The 17,739-nt window shown below is 71.6% G+C and carries 19 protein-coding genes and 1 riboswitch; of the genes, 12 read left to right on the top strand and 7 right to left on the bottom strand.

Going from position 1 to position 17,739, the window contains the following annotated elements; genetic code table 11:
• Positions 1-47: 47 nt before the first annotated feature.
• From ACWFRJ_RS26000 to ACWFRJ_RS26020, 5 genes are all read right to left on the bottom strand, one after another.
• Positions 48-1,577 (bottom strand): cobyric acid synthase, encoded by a 1,530-nt coding sequence (locus ACWFRJ_RS26000; protein ID WP_453535514.1) that lies wholly within the window; start codon positions 1,575-1,577, stop codon positions 48-50.
• Positions 1,577-2,515: a cobalamin biosynthesis protein gene (locus ACWFRJ_RS26005; protein ID WP_453535517.1), complete on the bottom strand. Its 939-nt coding sequence runs from the start codon at positions 2,513-2,515 to the stop codon at positions 1,577-1,579. The genes ACWFRJ_RS26000 and ACWFRJ_RS26005 overlap by 1 nt, the downstream gene beginning before the upstream one ends.
• A 122-nt stretch (positions 2,516-2,637) precedes the next feature.
• A riboswitch (cobalamin riboswitch) is annotated at positions 2,638-2,789 on the bottom strand.
• A gap of 106 nt (positions 2,790-2,895) precedes the next feature.
• A complete protein-coding gene (locus ACWFRJ_RS26010) occupies positions 2,896-3,150 on the bottom strand; it encodes a hypothetical protein (RefSeq protein WP_453535520.1) in 255 nt (84 codons plus the stop codon).
• 12 nt (positions 3,151-3,162) lie between these two features.
• Positions 3,163-4,443, bottom strand: coding sequence for an anion permease (locus ACWFRJ_RS26015; protein WP_453535523.1), 1,281 nt, complete (start codon positions 4,441-4,443; stop codon positions 3,163-3,165).
• 235 nt (positions 4,444-4,678) lie between these two features.
• Positions 4,679-5,419 (bottom strand): lysozyme, encoded by a 741-nt coding sequence (locus ACWFRJ_RS26020; protein WP_453535526.1) that lies wholly within the window; start codon positions 5,417-5,419, stop codon positions 4,679-4,681.
• A gap of 179 nt (positions 5,420-5,598) precedes the next feature.
• On the opposite strand from ACWFRJ_RS26020, the gene ACWFRJ_RS26025 reads away from it, so the two are divergent.
• The 3 genes from ACWFRJ_RS26025 to ACWFRJ_RS26035 all read left to right on the top strand — a co-directional run bounded on the left by ACWFRJ_RS26025 (position 5,599) and on the right by ACWFRJ_RS26035 (position 9,119).
• A complete protein-coding gene (locus ACWFRJ_RS26025; RefSeq protein ID WP_453535529.1) occupies positions 5,599-6,285 on the top strand; it encodes a class II aldolase/adducin family protein in 687 nt (228 codons plus the stop codon).
• Positions 6,286-6,430: 145 nt separating this feature from the next.
• Positions 6,431-7,567: an alpha/beta hydrolase gene (locus ACWFRJ_RS26030; protein WP_453535532.1), complete on the top strand. Its 1,137-nt coding sequence runs from the start codon at positions 6,431-6,433 to the stop codon at positions 7,565-7,567.
• Positions 7,568-7,655: 88 nt separating this feature from the next.
• A complete protein-coding gene (locus tag ACWFRJ_RS26035) occupies positions 7,656-9,119 on the top strand; it encodes a hypothetical protein (RefSeq protein WP_453535535.1) in 1,464 nt (487 codons plus the stop codon).
• A gap of 15 nt (positions 9,120-9,134) precedes the next feature.
• Here the strand turns inward: ACWFRJ_RS26035 and ypfJ are convergent, their stop codons facing one another.
• On the bottom strand, positions 9,135-10,025 hold the full coding sequence (gene ypfJ / locus ACWFRJ_RS26040) for a KPN_02809 family neutral zinc metallopeptidase (protein WP_453535538.1): 891 nt from the start codon (positions 10,023-10,025) through the stop codon (positions 9,135-9,137).
• 246 nt (positions 10,026-10,271) lie between these two features.
• On the opposite strand from ypfJ, the gene ACWFRJ_RS26045 reads away from it, so the two are divergent.
• From ACWFRJ_RS26045 to ACWFRJ_RS26060, 4 genes are all read left to right on the top strand, one after another.
• Positions 10,272-11,081 carry a hypothetical protein gene (locus tag ACWFRJ_RS26045; RefSeq protein ID WP_453535541.1) on the top strand — a complete coding sequence of 270 codons (810 nt, stop codon included), beginning with the start codon at positions 10,272-10,274 and terminating at the stop codon, positions 11,079-11,081.
• 92 nt (positions 11,082-11,173) lie between these two features.
• On the top strand, positions 11,174-12,772 hold the full coding sequence (locus ACWFRJ_RS26050) for an ABC-F family ATP-binding cassette domain-containing protein (RefSeq protein WP_453535544.1): 1,599 nt from the start codon (positions 11,174-11,176) through the stop codon (positions 12,770-12,772).
• A 362-nt stretch (positions 12,773-13,134) separates the two neighbouring features.
• Positions 13,135-13,356, top strand: a complete 222-nt coding sequence (locus ACWFRJ_RS26055; protein WP_055550175.1) for a helix-turn-helix domain-containing protein — start codon at positions 13,135-13,137, stop codon at positions 13,354-13,356.
• A 169-nt stretch (positions 13,357-13,525) separates the two neighbouring features.
• Positions 13,526-14,338: an enoyl-CoA hydratase/isomerase family protein gene (locus ACWFRJ_RS26060; RefSeq protein ID WP_383282960.1), complete on the top strand. Its 813-nt coding sequence runs from the start codon at positions 13,526-13,528 to the stop codon at positions 14,336-14,338.
• Between the two features lie 27 nt (positions 14,339-14,365).
• Here ACWFRJ_RS26060 and ACWFRJ_RS26065 read toward each other — a convergent pair whose 3' ends face one another.
• Positions 14,366-15,118, bottom strand: coding sequence for a nucleopolyhedrovirus P10 family protein (locus tag ACWFRJ_RS26065; RefSeq protein WP_453535549.1), 753 nt, complete (start codon positions 15,116-15,118; stop codon positions 14,366-14,368).
• Positions 15,119-15,211: 93 nt separating this feature from the next.
• Between ACWFRJ_RS26065 and ACWFRJ_RS26070 the strand changes: the two genes are divergently transcribed.
• From ACWFRJ_RS26070 to amaP, 5 genes are all read left to right on the top strand, one after another.
• Positions 15,212-15,706, top strand: coding sequence for an Asp23/Gls24 family envelope stress response protein (locus ACWFRJ_RS26070; protein ID WP_453535552.1), 495 nt, complete (start codon positions 15,212-15,214; stop codon positions 15,704-15,706).
• A 96-nt stretch (positions 15,707-15,802) separates the two neighbouring features.
• Positions 15,803-15,991, top strand: a complete 189-nt coding sequence (locus ACWFRJ_RS26075) for a hypothetical protein (RefSeq protein ID WP_249590721.1) — start codon at positions 15,803-15,805, stop codon at positions 15,989-15,991.
• Between the two features lie 3 nt (positions 15,992-15,994).
• A complete protein-coding gene (locus tag ACWFRJ_RS26080; RefSeq protein WP_453535555.1) occupies positions 15,995-16,339 on the top strand; it encodes a hypothetical protein in 345 nt (114 codons plus the stop codon).
• On the top strand, positions 16,336-17,022 hold the full coding sequence (locus ACWFRJ_RS26085; RefSeq protein WP_453535558.1) for a DUF6286 domain-containing protein: 687 nt from the start codon (positions 16,336-16,338) through the stop codon (positions 17,020-17,022). Before ACWFRJ_RS26080 ends, ACWFRJ_RS26085 begins: the two co-directional genes overlap by 4 nt.
• Positions 17,023-17,029: 7 nt before the next feature.
• On the top strand, positions 17,030-17,608 hold the full coding sequence (gene amaP, locus ACWFRJ_RS26090; RefSeq protein WP_453535561.1) for an alkaline shock response membrane anchor protein AmaP: 579 nt from the start codon (positions 17,030-17,032) through the stop codon (positions 17,606-17,608).
• Positions 17,609-17,739: the final 131 nt, after the last annotated feature.

The raw sequence follows: 17,739 nt of genomic DNA on the forward strand, positions 1-17,739 counted from the left end.
CAGGGCGGGGCAAGGGGCAGCGGCTCTCGCCCAGGGTGCAGCGGCTCTCACCCGTCCCCCTCCGCCGGTCGTGCGGGCGCCCCGGGTGCGATGAAGGGGAGGCCGGGCGGGGCGCCGGTCTCGATCAGGCGGAGCAGCGCGTCCGTGTCCGCGTGCTGCTCGATCAGGTCGCCGAGCAGGTCGAGCTGCTCCTCGCGCAGTGCGGCGAAGCTGGTGTCGGGCGCGGGCACGAAGCGGCGCCCGGCGGCGCGGGCGACCTCCATCAGGAAACGGCGCCGGAACGCGTCGCTCTCCAGGGAGCCGTGCCAGTGCGTGCCCCACACCTCGCCTACTCGGCAGCCGTCCAAGAAGGGCTCTCCGCCCAGGACTTCGGCGACGCCGTGATGGATCTCGTACCCCTCGACGGGTTCGCCGAGCGCCTCGCCGACCGGGCGCGCGAGGGTCTTCTCGCGGGCGAACCGCACGCGCACGGGCAGCAGGCCGAGCCCGTCCACGGCTCCCGCCCGCGACTCGACGTCGTCCTCGATGTGCTCGCCGAGCACCTGGAAGCCGCCGCAGATCCCGAGCACCGGCCGCCCCTCGGCGGCGCGCCGCGCGATGGCGTCCGCGAGGCCGCGCTCGCGCAGCCACTGAAGGGCGCGGACGGTGCCGCGCGTGCCGGGTACGACGACGAGATCGGCGTCGACGAGCTCGTCGGCGCGGTCCACGAACCGCACCACGACGCCGGGTTCGGCGGCCAGGGCGTCCACGTCCGTGAAGTTCGACATCAGCGGTACGGCGCAGACGGCGACCCGCAGCACGTCCTCGCCGACCGGGGGAGCGACGACGGACTCCCGCACGGCGCCCCGCAGGGACACCCGAAGGCCGTCCTCCTCGTCGATGCCGAGGCCGTGCTGGAAGGGAAGGACGCCGAACGTACGCCGCCCGGTGAGCTCATGAAGCATGTCGAGCCCGGGTTCGAGCAGCGAGACGTCGCCACGGAACTTGTTGACGAGATAACCGGCGACCAGTTCCTGGTCCTCGGCGCTGAGCAGCGCGGTCGTACCGAAGAAGGAGGCGAAGACGCCGCCTCGGTCGATGTCGCCGACCACGACGACCGGGAAGCGGGCGGCCCGCGCGATCCCCATGTTCACGATGTCCGTACGCCGCAGATTGATCTCGGCGGGACTGCCCGCGCCTTCGCAGATCACGGCGTCATAGCCGCCCCGAAGTTCTTCGAGGCATCCCACGACGGTGGAGAGCAACTGTTCCTGGCGCCCCCCGTGATAGCCGCGCGCGCTCATCTCGCCCACGGGCTTTCCCATGAGGACGACCTGGCTGCTGCGGTCACTGCCCGGCTTGAGCAGCACGGGGTTCATCAGTGCGCTGGGTTCGACCCGGGCGGCCTGCGCCTGCATGGCCTGGGCCCGCCCGATCTCGGCGCCCTCGCGCGTGACGAAGGAGTTGAGGGACATGTTCTGTGCCTTGAAGGGCGCGACGGAGACCCCCTTGCGGGCCAGCCACCGGCAGATCCCGGCGGTGATCACGCTCTTGCCCGCATCGGACGTGGTCCCGGCAACGAGCAGCCCACCACTCATCAGACCCTGCCTTTCCGCATAGTGCTCACCACGGCCGCGACCCCCAGGGCAAGCAGCCCTACCCGGCGCGAGAGCTTCACGGCCCGTTCGATGTCGGCGACTTCGACGTCCCGCCCGTCCCCGTTCAGGACGGGCCGGTGCTCGATGCGGCCTCCGTACGAGAGGGTCCCCCCGAGCCGTACCCCCAACGCCCCTGCGAAGGCGGTCTCCACGGGCCCCGCGTTGGGGCTCGGATGCTTGGCCGCGTCCGCACGCCAGGCCTTCAGGGCACCGCGCGGCGCGTCTCCGGCGGCAGCCGCGAGCACCGCGGTGAGCCGGGCTCCGGGCCACCCCAGTACGTCGTCGAGCCGCGCGGAGGCCCACCCGTACCGCCGGTACTTCACCGACTTGTGCCCGACCATGGCGTCGAGCGTGTTCACGGCCCGGAAGGCGACAAGCCCGGGAACCCCGCCGAGAGCCCCCCACACCAAGGCGCCGACGACCGCGTCGGACGTGTTCTCGGCGACGGACTCGACCACGGCCCGCGCGATGCCGTCGGCGTCGAGGGACTGCGGATCACGGCCGCACAGATGCGGAAGGCGCTCCCGTGCCACCTCGATGTCCCCGGCGGCGAGCGCACCGCCGACGGCCCGCGCCTCGCGCCCCAGCGAGGTCCCGCCGACGACGGCCCAGGTGGTGGCGGCGGTCAGCGCGACGGATGCGGCGCGTGAGTCACGTACAAGAGAAGAGGCCAGGACGGCGGCACCTGCCGCACCCCCGGCGCACACCACGGCATGCAGGGCGCCCCACCCGCGGTGGTCACGCCACAGCACACGCTCTACGGCACCGGCGGCCCGGCCGAACGCGGCGACCGGATGCCCGCGGCGAGGATCGCCGAGGAACAGATCACCGAGGAGGCCGGCGGCGGCGCCGTACGCGAAGTCGCGATCGGCACGCATGGCTTCAGCCGGCCGTGACGCGGAGGGGAGCGAGGGGCCCGGCCTGTACAGGCGGGGGCACAGAGACCGGCAACGGGCGGCCGCGCATGGCGATATGTCCTCACTCAGGGTGTCCGCGCCCTGATTCGACGAGATCGGCGGCGAGAGTTCCTGGCTTCCGAGGAGCCGGCTGAGTCAGCTCCTCGATGACAGTGGCGGGACCGCGCCGGATTCGCACCGGCTTCCTCTTCTGCCGCCGTAATGGCTCCGGCAGTCCACCACGCCCGCGAACGCCCGTCAACTTGCCGTTGACCTGGGGCGGGAGAGTGTGCCGAGGCCCACAGACAGAGGTGGGGTGCGGGCCGCCGAAGCGTCCCGCACCCCACCCGGAGCTGCGATCGTCAGGCGACGATCAGATAGATCCCGTACGCCACCGCCGCCGCGCAGAGCGCGAAGCACACGTACGCGCCCGTGCGTGCCGCCACCGGGGGCCCGCCCGCCGTGGAAGCGGCGGAAGCGGTCGAAGTGGCGCCGGACGTTGCCGTCTCGCGCTTGGAGAGGCCGACGATGCCGAGGGTGAACAGGCCCACCAGGGCCACCGTCACCGCGAGGCTGACTCCGAACACGGAGCCGAGAGCTGCCCAGTCGATGTTCATGCTGACTTGTCCTTACACCGTGGCGGGCCGGGCGGGGTCCGCCGCGGTGCCGGTCGGGGCCGGGGCCTGGATGGTGGCCTTGACGAGGTCGACGTCGGGGCTCGTCACGGCCGACCCGGTGGGCGGCGGAGAGACGGCGGCGATCGCGGTGGTCACGACGCCCGCCGGCTCGTCCGCGAAGGAGCTGCGGATCTCGTCGTCGGCGACGTTCGTGTGGTCGACGGCGTTGCGCCGGGACAGCACCCAGATCACGGCAGAGCCGGTCACCAGGAGCGCGGCGGTCGCCGCGATGCCCCAGGGGCCCTGCTTGGTGAGGAACTCGGCGCCCGCGCCGACCAGACCGGCGGCCGGGAGCGTCAGGCCCCAGGCGACGAACATGCGCGTCGCCGTGGACCAGCGGACCACACCGCCCTTGCGGCCGAGGCCCGCGCCCATCACGGCGCCCGAGCAGACCTGGGTGGTGGAGAGCGAGAAGCCGATGTGCGAGGAGGCCAGGATCGCGGTCGCGGCGCTGGTCTGGGCGGCGAAGCCCTGCTGCGGCGCGAGGTCCGTGAGGCCCTTGCCCATGGTGCGGATGATGCGCCAGCCACCGAGGTACGTGCCGAGCGCGATGGCGATGCCCGCCGAGACGATGACCCACATCGGTGGGTTGGCGCCCGGGTTCAGGACGCCGCCGGTGATCAGGGCGAGCGTGATGATGCCCATGGTCTTCTGCGCGTCGTTCGTGCCGTGCGCCAGCGAGACGAGGCCCGCGGAGGCGATCTGACCGGTGCGGTAGCCCTTGGCGGTCGCCTTGGTGTCGGTGTTGCGTCCGATGCGGTACGTCAGACGCGTGGCCAGCGTCGCGGCGATGCCGGCGACGAGGGGCGCGGCGATCGCGGGGATCAGGATCTTGGTGACGACGGTGCCGCCGTTGATCGACGACCAGCCCATCGACATGACCGCGGCGCCGATGAGGCCGCCGAAGAGCGCGTGGGAGGAACTGGAGGGCAGGCCCACCAGCCAGGTCAGGAGATTCCAGAGGATCGCGCCCACCAGGGCGGCGAAGATCACCTCTGTCTTCAGTCCGTCTTCGTTGACGATTCCGCCGGAGATCGTCTTGGCGACCTCGACCGACAGGAAAGCGCCGACGAGGTTCAGCACGGCGGACATGGCCACCGCCGTCTTGGGCTTGAGAGCGCCAGTCGAGATGGTGGTCGCCATCGCGTTGGCCGTGTCGTGGAAACCGTTCGTGAAGTCGAACACGAGAGCGGTAACGATCACGATCCCGAGGAGAAGCGTGATGTGTTCCATTTACCCAGGCTTCTGTTGGACGTCAGTGGCAAGTGGAACGTAGGCAAGCTGGGTGAACGGAAAGTGAACTTGGTCGGGCCGTGCGGTGACCCAATTCGGGGCACTGCCACTCCGGTTCCGTCGTGGCTCTGACGAAGATCGCCCGGAGTGGCGTCGCGAGGCCTGGAACGTGAGCTTCCAGAGGCCCGGAATGCGGGCTTCCAAGGGTGTCCGACCGGTATCCGGCCGTGCCCGGCTACCCTCGGGCGAACTTCTTCAACTGCTTCATCGAACCGTTGAAGAGATTCTGGTCACCCGGGAACCTGCCGCCGTTGTCGTACTGCCAGAACGTCAGGTACGACCAGCCCCTGGGCAGCTTCCCCGACGTCGACGACCAGTGCGCCAGCCACAGCGCGTGATGCGCCGCGAAGGCACGGCTGCCGCCCGTGCACTTGTTCCACCACCTGGTGGTCGTGTAGATCACGGGACGCCGTCCCGTCTGCCGCTTCACCTCGTTGCTGAACGACTTGATCCAGTGGACCATGCCCCTCTTGCTGATGCCGTAGCACTTCCGCTTGCCGTAGGGATTGTGCTCGATGTCGAGGGCCGGCGGCAGCGTCCGGCCGTCCGCGCTCCACCGTCCGCCGTGCCTCATGAAGTAGGCAGCCTGCTTCTTGCCGGACGACTTGCTCGGCACGGCGAAGTGGTACGCGCCGCGCAGGATGCCCGCCTTGCGGGAGCCGTTGTACTGCTGCTTGAAGTGGGGATTGCGGTACGTGTAGGACTCGGTGGCCTTGATGTAGACGAAGCGCGCGCCCTTGCTCTTCGCCTTGTGCCAGTTGACTCGCTTCTGGTGCGACGAGACGTCGTGCCCCCTCGGCTTGCTCGCCGCCGAAACCGGAATCTCGGCGAGGACGGTCCACCCGAGGGCCAGAGTCACTACTGAGGCCGCGATGACGCGCGCGCGGCGACGGGATGGTTTGTGGTCATGAGCCATATTTCCCCCCGGACTGCGACGTGCGGGACAAATCTTCCGGAGAGTACTGGAAGATCATCGGATGGCGGTCGATGGCCAGCCAATCAGCACCAGAGAGTGATGTATGCACATTTGTACTCTTACGGACTCCCTGCCTCCGCCCCTACGGTGCCGCGCCCCACGGCTGACAGGATCGCGGCATGACGGAGCAGCGGGACGTGCGGGAGCAGCGGGACGAAGTCCGGCAGGACGCGGTGGAGCGGGCGTGGGGCGAGCTGGTGGCGGCGGCCCGCAGGACGGTGACGGACGGCCTGGTGGTCGGCACGTCGGGCAACGTCTCGGTGCGGGTCGGCGGCACGATCCTGGTCACCCCGAGCGGCATGCCGTACGACCGCCTCGGGCCGCGGGACGCGGTCGGCGTCGACACGGACGGCAATCAGCTCTTCGGTGACCTCGCCCCCACCAGCGAACTGCCCATGCACCTGGCCGTCTACCGCACCACGGACGCCGGAGCCGTGGTCCACACCCACGCGGTGCACGCCACCGCCGTCTCCACCCTCGTCCCGGAGCTCCCGCCCATCCACTACATGGCGGCGGCGCTCGGCGGCCCTGCCCGGGTTGCCCGGTATGCCCCCTACGGCTCCGACGAGTTGGCCGAGAACATGCTCCGGGCCCTCAGGGACCGCACTGGTTGCCTGCTCCAGAACCACGGAACAGTCACCTACGGAGACACCCTGGACCAGGCGTACGACCGCACGGCGCAGCTGGAATGGATGTCCCGCCTCTGGCTGACGGCCAGCGCGGTCCCGGGTCACACCCCGACGCTCCTGTCCGCCGGGCAGCTGAGGGAAGCGGAGGACAGGCTGCGCGGCTACGGCCAACAGTGACGGCCCTCGGGGGCGCGTCGGGGGCGGCTTCGTCCCGAGAGGCCGCGGATTCAGTGACATCACCTACGGGTACGCGGACGGGGTGACGTCACCCCGCGAGCCCCGCCCACTGGCAGCGACCAGCCACCCGCCGGACACTGGGCAGGTGCGCCCAGCCAAAGCGACGGCAACGGCCGTCACCGCCGTCACCACCGCCCTCCTGGGCGGCGCAGCCGCCGTCGCCGCGGGCCGGTTCGCCAGCAACGCCGCCCTGAAGGCGCCGGCCGGCCGCCCGCTGCCGACCGACCACCGCCTCACGGTCCACTCCACGGCCGCGGGCCAGATCACCCTGACCCGCGCCCTCGCGACCCTGCGCCCCGGTACGTACGGCCTCAGCGGCAACGGCAGCCATGCCGTGATCGGGCCCGTCCTGGACTCAGCGCCGCACGCGGCGGACACCGTCGTACGCCGCCTTGAGCGCGTCACCCACGGCTCCCTCGAACCCGGCGCGAAGGTCTGGCTCACCCCGCAGGTACACATCGGCGACCCGCACGCCGCACTGGACATCGACCACGCGGACGTCGACATCCCCGGCGAACTCGGCGGCCTGCCCGCCTGGTTCGTGCCGGGCGTCCGCGACACCTGGGTGATCACCGTGCACGGCCTCGGCACGACCCGCGAGCACCCCATGGTCGTCATGGACTTCCTGCACCGCCAGCGGTTCCCGGTGCTCGACATCGCCTACCGAGGCGACCTCGGCGCGCCCCGCTCCCCGGACGGCCTCGGCCACCTCGGCGAGACCGAGTGGCGCGACCTGGACGCGGCCATGCGCTACGCCGTGCGCCACGGGGCGCAGAACGTGATCCTGCACGGCTGGTCCACCGGCGCCGCCATGGCGCTGCGCGCCGCCGCGCACTCCGCCCTGCGCGAGAGGATCAGCGGTCTCGTCCTGGACTCCCCGGTGCTCAACTGGGAGACCACCCTGCGCGCGCTCGCCGCGGCCCGGCGCACACCGGGACTCCTCCTGCCCCTCGCGGTGCGCGCCGCCCAGGGCCGCACGGGCCTGCGCGGCGACCGCATCCTCCAGGCCGCCGACCCCGAGGTGCTCAAGGTCCCCACGCTCCTCTTCCACGGCCCGGACGACGTGATCGCCCCCTGGGCGCTCTCCCGTCAACTCGCCGAGCGGCGCCCGGAACTCGTCACTCTCCACACCGTTCCGGATGCGCCCCACGGAGCCATGTGGAACGCCGACCCCGCGGGCTACGAAGAGGCGCTACGGCGCTTCCTCACGCCTCTCATGTAGCGGGCGAGAGCCCCCTGCGGTAGCTCTCCGGAGCCTCGCGAAGGCATTCCGTTTGGGTTTTCGGACCGTCAACAGGAAGACTGCTCCCGTGACGTCCCGTATCCCGCGCGACTCAAGGCTCCGACTCGTCCGCGCTCAATCCCCCAGGGCCGAGAGGCGAGCGGGGGCGGAGCGCGGCACAGCGCGGCCCCTGACCGCCCCCGGCGCAGTGACACAGCAGCGTGCGCGCCGTCCCGCGCCCCGGCCGCCCGAGGGCACACCCGCCCCCGGAGAGCTGGCCCGCATGGCGCGCAAGGGCCTCGCCGACGCCGTCAGGGTCGCGCGCTGGGCCGACACGTCCCTGCGCTCGGGACCCGCCCGCGCGGGAAAACCGGACGCCGCCGACGGAGCCGAAGGCACCAAAGGCACCCTCTCCGTAGCCACCGCGGAACGGGCCGCCGCGGAACTGGCGCTGACCCCGGATCAGGTCCGCGCCGACTGGGACACCGCACGGCTCGCGGGACTCATCGAGGTGCACGGCGACATCGCTCGCCCCGGCTGGCGGCTGCGCGCCTGGGACCGCGACGACGCCGCCGTGCTGCGCGGCTGGGTCGCCCTCTTCGACGCCTGGTCGCTCGCGCACGCGGCATCACGCGAACTGGCGCCCGCCACCGTGGCCGAGACCGTCGAGGCCATGCCGCAGCTCCTCACCCTGCTGCAGCTCTCCGCGGGCCCCGTCCCCGTACCGCAGCTCCTGGACCTCCTGGACCAGCGCGTCACGGAACTGCGCACGGAGCGCTGCGAGATCCCCTACGGCCCGCAGCCCGAGCCGGTGGACCCGGCCGAGACGCCGCCCCTCGCCACTCTCCTGGACTGGGCGCTGCGCGGCCTCGCCGCCGTCGGCGCGCTGACGTTCGCCGAAGGGCAGGCCACACTCACGCCGCTCGGCAGCTGGGCGGTCTGGGTCAAGCTGGAGCAGATCTGCGTGGCCGCGCAGAGCCCGGCGGGCAACATCGAGCAGTCCGCCGAGGACATGCTCCGCGGCTGCGCGCGCCTGCGCCCGAACGCGGCCCGTTCGGAGTACCGCGCCTGGCTCGCCCCGCGCCCCGTCGGCAGCGCCGTCACCGAGCTCCTGGACGCGGCCCGCGGCGAGGACGCCCTCCTGCGCGGCCTCGCCTTCGAATGCCTGCGGGTGGTCGGCGCCCCGGCCGAGGCCGAGGTGCGGACCGTCGTGGACGAGACCTCGCTGCGGCCCTACGCCCTCATCTGGCTCGCCGAGCAGGAGGGCGCCGACCCCGAGGACGTCCACCTCGTCCTGTCGCGGGAGGAGTCGACGTGGCTGTGGGTCGACACCGCCGCCGCCGTCGCCGACCACGGGGAGATCCACCTCCTCGTACGTCACCTGGAGTCCGCCGTGCAGCCCACGGTGCCCGCGCTCCTCGACGAGGTCCGGCGCATCGGCCACCCCCGCACCGTCCAGGTCCTTGTCGCCCTGGCCGCGGCCCACCCCGATCCGGCACTGGCGAAGGCCGTGCGCCGGGCGGCGTTCCAGGTGCACACCGGGGGCGTCTGAGCCCCGCCGGGCTCCTCACCGGAAGGTGTTGCACTGCCCCATGTCGCCGGTGCGGTAGCCCTGGTAGAACCACTGCTGCCGCTGCTCGGCCGAGCCGTGCGTCCAGGACTCCGGGGTGACCCGGCCCTGGAACTTCTCCTGGATGCGGTCGTCGCCGACCGCGGCCGCCGCGTCCAGGCCCTCGCGGATGTCCGCGTCGTCGAGGCTGGTGATCAGCGGCTTGCCCGTCTTGTCGTCGGCGGTACGGGTCGCGTGCCGCGCCCAGACGCCCGCGTAGCAGTCCGCCTGCAGCTCGACCTTCACGGCGTTGCTGTTCTGTCCCGTACGCCCGTCCTGGGAGCGCTGCAGCGTCCCCATGAGGTTCTGCACGTGGTGCCCGTACTCGTGCGCGACGACGTACGCCTGCGCGAAGGGGCCGCCGCTCGAGCCGAACTTGGTCCGCAGCTCGTCGAAGAAGCCCAGGTCCAGATAGACCTTCCGGTCACCGGGGCAGTAGAAGGGGCCGACCGCCGACGACGCGGCACCGCACGCCGTGCCCACCCGGCTGGTGTAGAGGACGGTCGGCGCGGGGGAGTAGGTGCCCTTCCTGCGCTGGAACTCGGGGCGCCAGTAGTCCTGCACGCTGTTGACCACCGCCACCATGCGGCAGTCGTCCTTGGTGTTCGCGTCCTGCCCCGTACGGCAGCTCTGCTGGACCTGCGCGAGCGACGAGGACGACGCGGCGGGCTCGTCACTGCCCGACGAGAGCCCGAGCTGATCCGGGCCGACCCCGAAGAGCAGCCCGAGCACCAGCGCGATCAGGCCCGCGATGCCGCCGCCGACCGTCGCCTTGCCGCCGGGAATCCGGCTGCCCCGCACATCCTGCACCTCGGACGTGTCCAGATCGGCGTCGTCGTCGAACTGCATGGGCGCACCACCCTCTGCCTCGCATCCGGGGTGGCGTTGTGCCGCCCTGTGCCGAGATGTCGGCGCCTTCATCCTGATATGCCCCATCCCGCGCGGCGCCGGACGGGGGTCCGAACGGGGGACCCCGGCGACATGGCACGCCGTGTCGCGCCCGCCGCCCGGGTCCACGCACTCACGCCGCCGCTACGCTCTGCGCCTGTTGCGTGGGCAGAGGTACCGGCAGAGATGCCGAAGAGGGGGAGCGTCGTGACCGTTGTGCCGTGCGGGGCGGCGGGATCCGGGCCCGTGTCGTGCGAGGGGTCCGGGTCCGTGCGGGCGGTGTCCGCCCGACGCGGGCCCCGGATCGCCCTCCCGGTGGTCCTCGGTCTCCTCGCCCTGCCGCTCATCACCGCCGCCCACCACTCACGACCGGCCCCCTACGGAGACCACGTCACCGTCCACGCGCGCGTGGACGCCGGTACGGCGGCCCCCGCGCTGCGGACCACCGGCCGCGCGGTAGAGGCGTACGACAGGACGACGGGCCGCCCGCGCTGGACGTACCGCCGCGAGGGAGCCAGGCCCCTTGCCCTGCTCCCCGTCCCCGGGCACGCCGTCGCGCTCTGGAACGACGGCCTGGTCACCGACACCGCACGCGCCGACGGCAGCGCCGTCCGCTGGCACCGCGCCATCCCCGACAGCGCCCCCTGGCTGCGCACGCCGGCGGCCCGCGGCGCCGCCGGAGTCCTTCAGCCGCTCGACCCCCGCGGCCGCATGCTCGCCGTCGTCACCCCGCAGCGCATCGCCGCCTACCGCAGCGCCGACGGCGACCTGCGCTGGGTGCTGCCCGCGGAACCCGGCTGCGCCTTCGAACCCGCCAGGGCCGTGCGCCACCGCGAGGCCCTGCTCGTCGCCCAGCCCTGCGAGGACGCCGCGACGCCGTGGACCTCACAGCTGATCGCCGTGGACGACCTCGGCCGGATCGTGCCCCGGCGCACGCCCCTGGGCAACGCGCTGCCGGGCGGCGCCCCCGACGGCGTACGGGCCCGGGCTGAAAAAGAGCTTGCACCGCACCGGTAGAATTGGCCTCATGGCCATTCTCCTCGTGCATTAGACGGCGTGAACGCCTTCGAACCTTCCGCCGTCCATCCCCCCTGCCCTGGAGTCTGTCCGTGATCACCGCTTCCGGCATCGAGCTGCGCGCCGGCGCCCGCATCCTCATCGAGAACGCCACCTTCCGAATCGCCAAGGGCGACCGCATCGGCCTGGTGGGCCGCAACGGAGCGGGCAAGACCACGCTCACCAAGTGCCTCGCCGGTGAGGGCGTCCCGGCCGGCGGCACCATCAGCCGCTCCGGAGAGGTCGGCTACCTCCCGCAGGACCCCCGTACAGGCGACCTGGACGTGCTCGCGCGCGACCGCATCCTCTCCGCCCGCGGACTCGACACCCTCATCCGCAAGATGCGTGAGAACGAACAGCGCATCGCCAACGGCTCGGGCGGAACCCGCGACAAGGCGATGAAGCAGTACGAGCGCCAGGAGACGGAGTTCCTCACCAAGGGCGGGTACGCCGCCGAGGCAGAAGCCTCCACCATCGCCGCCGCGCTCAGCCTCCCCGACCGCGTGCTCGGCCAGCCCCTCCACACGCTCTCCGGTGGCCAGCGCCGCCGCGTCGAGCTGGCCCGCATCCTCTTCTCGGACGCCGACACCCTGCTCCTCGACGAGCCGACGAACCACCTCGACGCCGACTCCATCGTCTGGCTCAGGGACTACCTCAAGTCCTACCGCGGCGGCTTCATCGTGATCTCCCACGACGTCGACCTGGTCGAGACGGTCGTCAACAAGGTCTTCTATCTGGACGCCAACCGCGCCCAGATCGATGTCTACAACATGGGCTGGCGGCTCTACCAGCAGCAGCGCGAGTCCGACGAGAAGCGCCGCAAGCGCGAGCGTCAGAACGCCGAGAAGAAGGCCACCCAGCTCCACTCGCAGGCCGACAAGATGCGCGCCAAGGCCACCAAGACCGTCGCCGCGCAGAACATGGCCAAGCGCGCCGACAAGCTCCTCGCGGGCCTCGACGAGGTGCGCAAGGGCGACAAGGTCGCCAAGCTGCGCTTCCCCGACCCCTCGCCCTGCGGCAAGACCCCGCTGATGGCCGAGGGACTCTCGAAGTCGTACGGCTCCCTGGAGATCTTCACGGACGTCGACCTCGCCATCGACAAGGGCTCGCGCGTGGTCATCCTCGGCCTCAACGGCGCGGGCAAGACCACGCTCCTGCGGCTGCTCGGCGGCGCCGAGAAGCCCGACACCGGGCAGGTCATCGAGGGCCACGGCCTCAAGCTCGGCTACTACGCGCAGGAGCACGAGACCCTCGACCCGGAGCGCACGGTCCTGGAGAACATGCGCTCGGCCGCTCCCGACCTCGACCTCGTCGCGGTGCGCAAGACGCTCGGTTCGTTCCTCTTCTCCGGCGACGACGTCGACAAGCCGGCGGGTGTCCTGTCCGGCGGCGAGAAGACCCGTCTGGCGCTCGCGACCCTGGTGGTCTCCTCCGCCAACGTGCTGCTCCTCGACGAGCCCACCAACAACCTCGACCCGGCGAGCCGCGAGGAGATCCTCGGCGCCCTTCGCACCTACAAGGGCGCGGTCGTCCTCGTCACGCACGACGAGGGCGCGGTGGAGGCGCTCCACCCGGAGCGGATCATCCTGCTGCCCGACGGCGTCGAGGACCTGTGGGGCCAGGATTACGCGGATCTGGTCGCGCTCGCCTGATGCCGTCCAGGCGTCCACATTGGTTGATCGAATAACTGATCCACTGCGTATGGATCATTCGGCCGATCCGTGATCCTTCATCTGTGTGAGGTCTCCTCGTACCGAAGTGTGGGATACACGGATTTCCCCTGTGGTCTGGGCCTGGAACTCGGCTCTCGCTCCTCACCGCTCTGACCTGGCATTTCTTCCCGCAACTCATTCAGCCGTACGGAATTCGACACGCGGAATCGTTAATTCCGATCGTGGTCCCGCCTTCCCCGGCGGGAAACCTCGTCGTACGGACCTTGCCGAATGGGTGGCCAGGAAGGCCGGAAGGGGTGATCATGAGAAGTCCAGAGCGCACTTCCCACGAGGAGGCACGGGTGGCCGAGACTCTGAAGAAGGGCAGCCGGGTAACCGGCGCCGCGCGCGACAAGCTCGCGGCAGACCTGAAGAAGAAGTACGACGGCGGTGCGAGCATCCGGGCGTTGGCCGAGGAGACTGGCCGTTCGTACGGTTTTGTGCACCGCATGCTCAGCGAGTCCGGAGTCACGCTGCGGGGACGCGGCGGGGCGACGCGAGGCAAGAAGGCCGCAGCCGGCTGACGGCTGCGGGCGGTTCACCGGTTTCGACGGTGGCCACCCGGTCGATCGTCCCCCAGGGCCCTTAGTAGGGGCCTGAGGGGAACCTCTATCGGTCGGGTGGTTACTGTGCAGTCACTTACGGACGCGCGTGCGCGCCCGGACCGACCGCACACCACCATCGGAGGCCCCTATGGTTTCGCCCGGCAGTGAACTCGGCGGATCCGCACCGGTAATCGACAAGGACGGCGTACGCCTGACTGTCGACGAGGCCGTCGCCACGGTGACGCTGGCCAACCCGGCCAAGCGCAACGCCCAATCTCCCGCGCTGTGGAGGGCGTTGGCCGAGGCAGGCCGGATGTTGCCGGGCAGTGTCCGTGTCGTCGTGCTCCGCGGTGAGGGCAAGTCCTTCTCCGCGGGCCTCGACCGACAGGCGTTCACGCCAGAGGGCTTCGACGGTGAGCCGTCGTTCATCGATTTGGCGCGCGGCGACGACGACGTCCTCGACGCGACGATCGCGGAGTACCAGGAAGCGTTCACCTGGTGGCGGCGCAGTGACATCGTGTCCATCGCTGCCGTTCAGGGGCATGCCATAGGTGCGGGCTTCCAGCTCGCGCTCGCCTGTGACCTGCGGATCGCCGCCGACGACGTGCAGTTCGCCATGCGCGAGACCAGCCTGGGCCTGGTGCCCGACCTCACCGGCACACACCCCCTCGTGGGGCTTGTCGGCTACGCCCGCGCGCTCGAGATCTGCGCCACCGGGCGGTTCGTCCACGCGCCCGAGGCCGAGCGCGTCGGCCTGGCCAACCTCGTCGTGCCCGCCGACCAGCTCGACGCGTCCGTGAGTGATCTGGCGGCCGCACTCCTCACCGCGCCGCGTGACGCGGTCATCGAGACCAAGGCACTCCTGCAGGGCGTGGCCGGCCGTACGTACGAGGAGCAGCGCACCGCCGAGCGTGCCGCACAGGGGCGCCGTCTGCGGGACCTGGCGGGGCTCGGCGACTGACACCCCTTCACCTCACCTCGTCACTCTTCACTCCACCGCGGTGACCAGAACGGCCACCGAAGGGTGGTCCGTCAGCGCCTTGCCGACCGCCGTACGGACCGCGAGCGCCACGTCCAGGGCGCGGTGTTCGCGGTCCGTCGCCACCTCTACGCGCGCGTGGCGGCGCGGCAGGGCGGTGTCCGCCGTCGGCAACGCGTCGATGTGCACGGCACGGCCGAAGCCGCCGAGGGCGCCGGTCAGCCGCCGCACGCCCGGCACGCCGAGGGCGGCGCTCGCCGCACGGGCCTCGTCCCCGCTCCCGGTGGTCGCCTGCCCGCCGTCCGGCGGCGTCTCGTTGTCCGGCTTCACGTCGACGGGGGCCTGCGGAGCCTGAGGGGCCTGCCCCTCGTCGAGCAGTGTCGTCACGCTGAGATCCACCTCGTCGACCACCAGGCCCAGCCGCTCGTCGGCTGCCGCGAACAGCGCCGCCCGCAGCCGGGCCGCCGCCTCGGGAAGCGGCTCGGTCGGCTCGGCAGCGAACTCCGCCGTGATCCGCAGCGGGCCCGGCGGCAGCGCGCTCGGCGGTGACGGCACGGAGGAGACGTCCGCCTTCGACGGATCGGTGAGCGCCAGTCGCAGGTCACCGAGGTGTACGCCGCTCACCCGATCCGCCGCTTGGCGCAGTACCCCGCCCGCGCACGCCTCCGTCAACCAGGATCCGTCACCCGGTCCGCCCAGGGGCAGAACCCGCCCCAGGCCGAGCTGCCGCCGTACCGCCTCGGTCCATCCGTCACCGGTCATTGCTCCAGCCTGCCGCATCCCTGGCGCGCGCGGACGTAAGCGCACTTAGTGTGGGCGAAGGAGCAGATCCCCTTTCGAAAGGGACAGACCGCAATGAGTGACACCGGACAGCGGAACCGGCCTCAGGAGACCCTGGCGAAGGAATCTCCGGACGAGGCGGGGAAGAGCGGCTCGACCAAGAGGGGCGGCGGCGACCCCGCCACCCGGGGGCGCACCACCATCGCGGACGGCGTGGTCGAGAAGATCGCGGGGCTCGCGGCCCGTGATGTCGTCGGCGTCCACGCGATGGGCGGCGGACTCGCCAGGACCTTTGGGGCCGTACGCGACCGCGTGCCCGGCGGTTCGAGCTCCAAGTCCGTATCGCGCGGCGTGAAGGCCGAGGTCGGCGAGGTGCAGACGGCGCTCGACCTGGAGATCGTCGTCGAGTACGGCGTCTCGATCGCGGACGTCGCGCGCGCCGTACGGGAGAACGTCATCGGGGCGGTCGAGCGCATGACCGGCCTCGAGGTCGTCGAGGTCAACATCGCGGTGAGCGATGTGAAGCTCCCGGACGAGGAAGACGATGAGCCGCAAGGCCGCCTTCAGTAACGCTGCCGCCGCGAGCGACAGCGCCGCTGTCGCCGGGAGCAACGCTGTCGCCAGGAGCAACGCTGTCACCGGGAGCCCCAACTCAAGGAGCGCACGATGAGCATGGCCGTTATCGGCATGGTGGCCGGAATGGCCCTCGGCTTCGCCGGGTACTTCGGCGGGTTCGGGGCGTTTCTCCTGGTGGCAGCCCTGGGCGCCATAGGGTTTGTCGCGGGCCGGTTCCTCGAGGGGGACCTGGAGCTCGGCGACTTCTTCCGTACCCGTGGCGACGACCGGCGGCGGTGAGCCATGGCGGCACAGGTCGCGCCCGGGGAGCGAGGCGCGACCAGGATCGCCGACCGGGTCGTCGCGAAGATCGCGGCACAGGCTGCACGTGAGGCGCTGACGGCGGTGCCCGCTGACGGCTCGCCGCCGCACGCGACCGTCACCGTGCGCCATGACGTCGCCCGTGTGCGGATCAGCGTCGAGCTCGACTACCCCTCGGACATCGGCGGGCAGTGCGGCGCGGTGCGTCGGCAAGTCGCCGAGCGGGTAGAGGCGTTGGCGGGGATGGAAGTGCCCGAGGTCGCGGTCCAGGTCGAACGGCTGCACTCGGCGCACGTCCACGCCGCGACGCAGGGGAGGACACGATGAGCGAGGCTCAGGGGCCTCAGGGCGCGGGCGCCGGTGGCGGCACACAGCCGCTGCCCGTCATCGAACGGGCCGACGGCGAACTCGACCAGTCGGCGTCCGCGGCGTCCTACGACCCGCGGCCCACACTGGCCGAGGACACCAAGGCGGCCCGCTTCTGGTCACCGCGGCGCGTGCCCGCCGCCGTCCTCGCGCTGCTCGTCCTCGGCGGCGCGGGGCTCGTGCTGTACGACATCGCGGCGGTGCGGGCCGGGCACTCCGCCATGGGCTGGCGGCGCGACCTCGCCCGCGAACTCGCCGAGCGGCCCCTGAAGGACACGGCCGTCCTCGTCGGCGCCGGGGTGGCCGCTGCCGCCGGTCTCTGGCTGATCGTGCTCGCCGCGACGCCCGGGCTGCGGGCGGTCCTCGCGATGCGGCGCGGGGACCCCGACGTACGGGCGGGGCTGCACAGGGGCGCCGCCGCGATGGTGCTGCGGGACCGGGCGATGGACGTGTCCGGCGTGCAGTCGGTGCGGGTCCGCATGAAGCGCTCCAAGGTGGATGTCCGCGCGGTCTCGCACTTCCGTGAACTCGACGACGTGAGAAACGACTTGGACACCACACTGGCCGACGGCATCAGGGACCTTGGCCTCGGCCGCGCTCCCGCGCTCTCGGTCCGGGTGGCACGGCCTGGCAGGAAGGGGTGAGCGCGCGATGCTGAAGACGGTCAACCGTGTGGTGCTCGGCCTGATCGGCCTGGTGTTGGTGCTCGGCGGCGGCTCTGTGCTCGCGGTCGGGCTCGGGGCTTCGCCGCCGTCGTGGTGGGTCCACGACGGGAAGCGTGACGTCCTGCTGAGCGACGCGGACCGGGCGAGGTGGCGGGACGAGGGCTGGTTCTGGCCCACGGTCATCGCCGTACTCGCGGTGTGCGTGCTGCTCGCCCTGTGGTGGCTGGCGGCGCAATTGCGGCGGCGGAGGCTGGCCGAGGTGCTCGTGGAGACCGGGGACGGCGAGGGCGCGCTGCTACGGGGGCGGGCCCTGGAGAACGTACTCGTGGGGGAGGCGGAGTCGATCGAGGGCGTGCAGCGGGCCGCGGTCGCTCTGACGGGCCGCCGTACCGCGCCCCACGCGCGGGTGTCCCTGCTCCTGGAAGCCCATGCGACGCCCGGCGATGCGCTGCACCGGCTCTCCGCGGAGGCGTTGGCGCACGCCAGGGACTCGGCGGGGCTCGACGGGTTGCCCGCGGTGGTGCAGCTGCGGGGTGTGAAGCATCGGGCTGAGCGGGTGAGTTGAGGTCCTCGGAAGACGTCGGCCGGGCTGGAACATCCAGCCCCCCCCCCCCCAAAAAACAAACAGGGTGATTAAAAAAAAAAACAACCCCCCCCACACCCATGTTTAACGGTATACGCCTAGTGGTGGGAAAA

This window comes from Streptomyces sp. NPDC055239 (genome assembly GCF_053606205.1).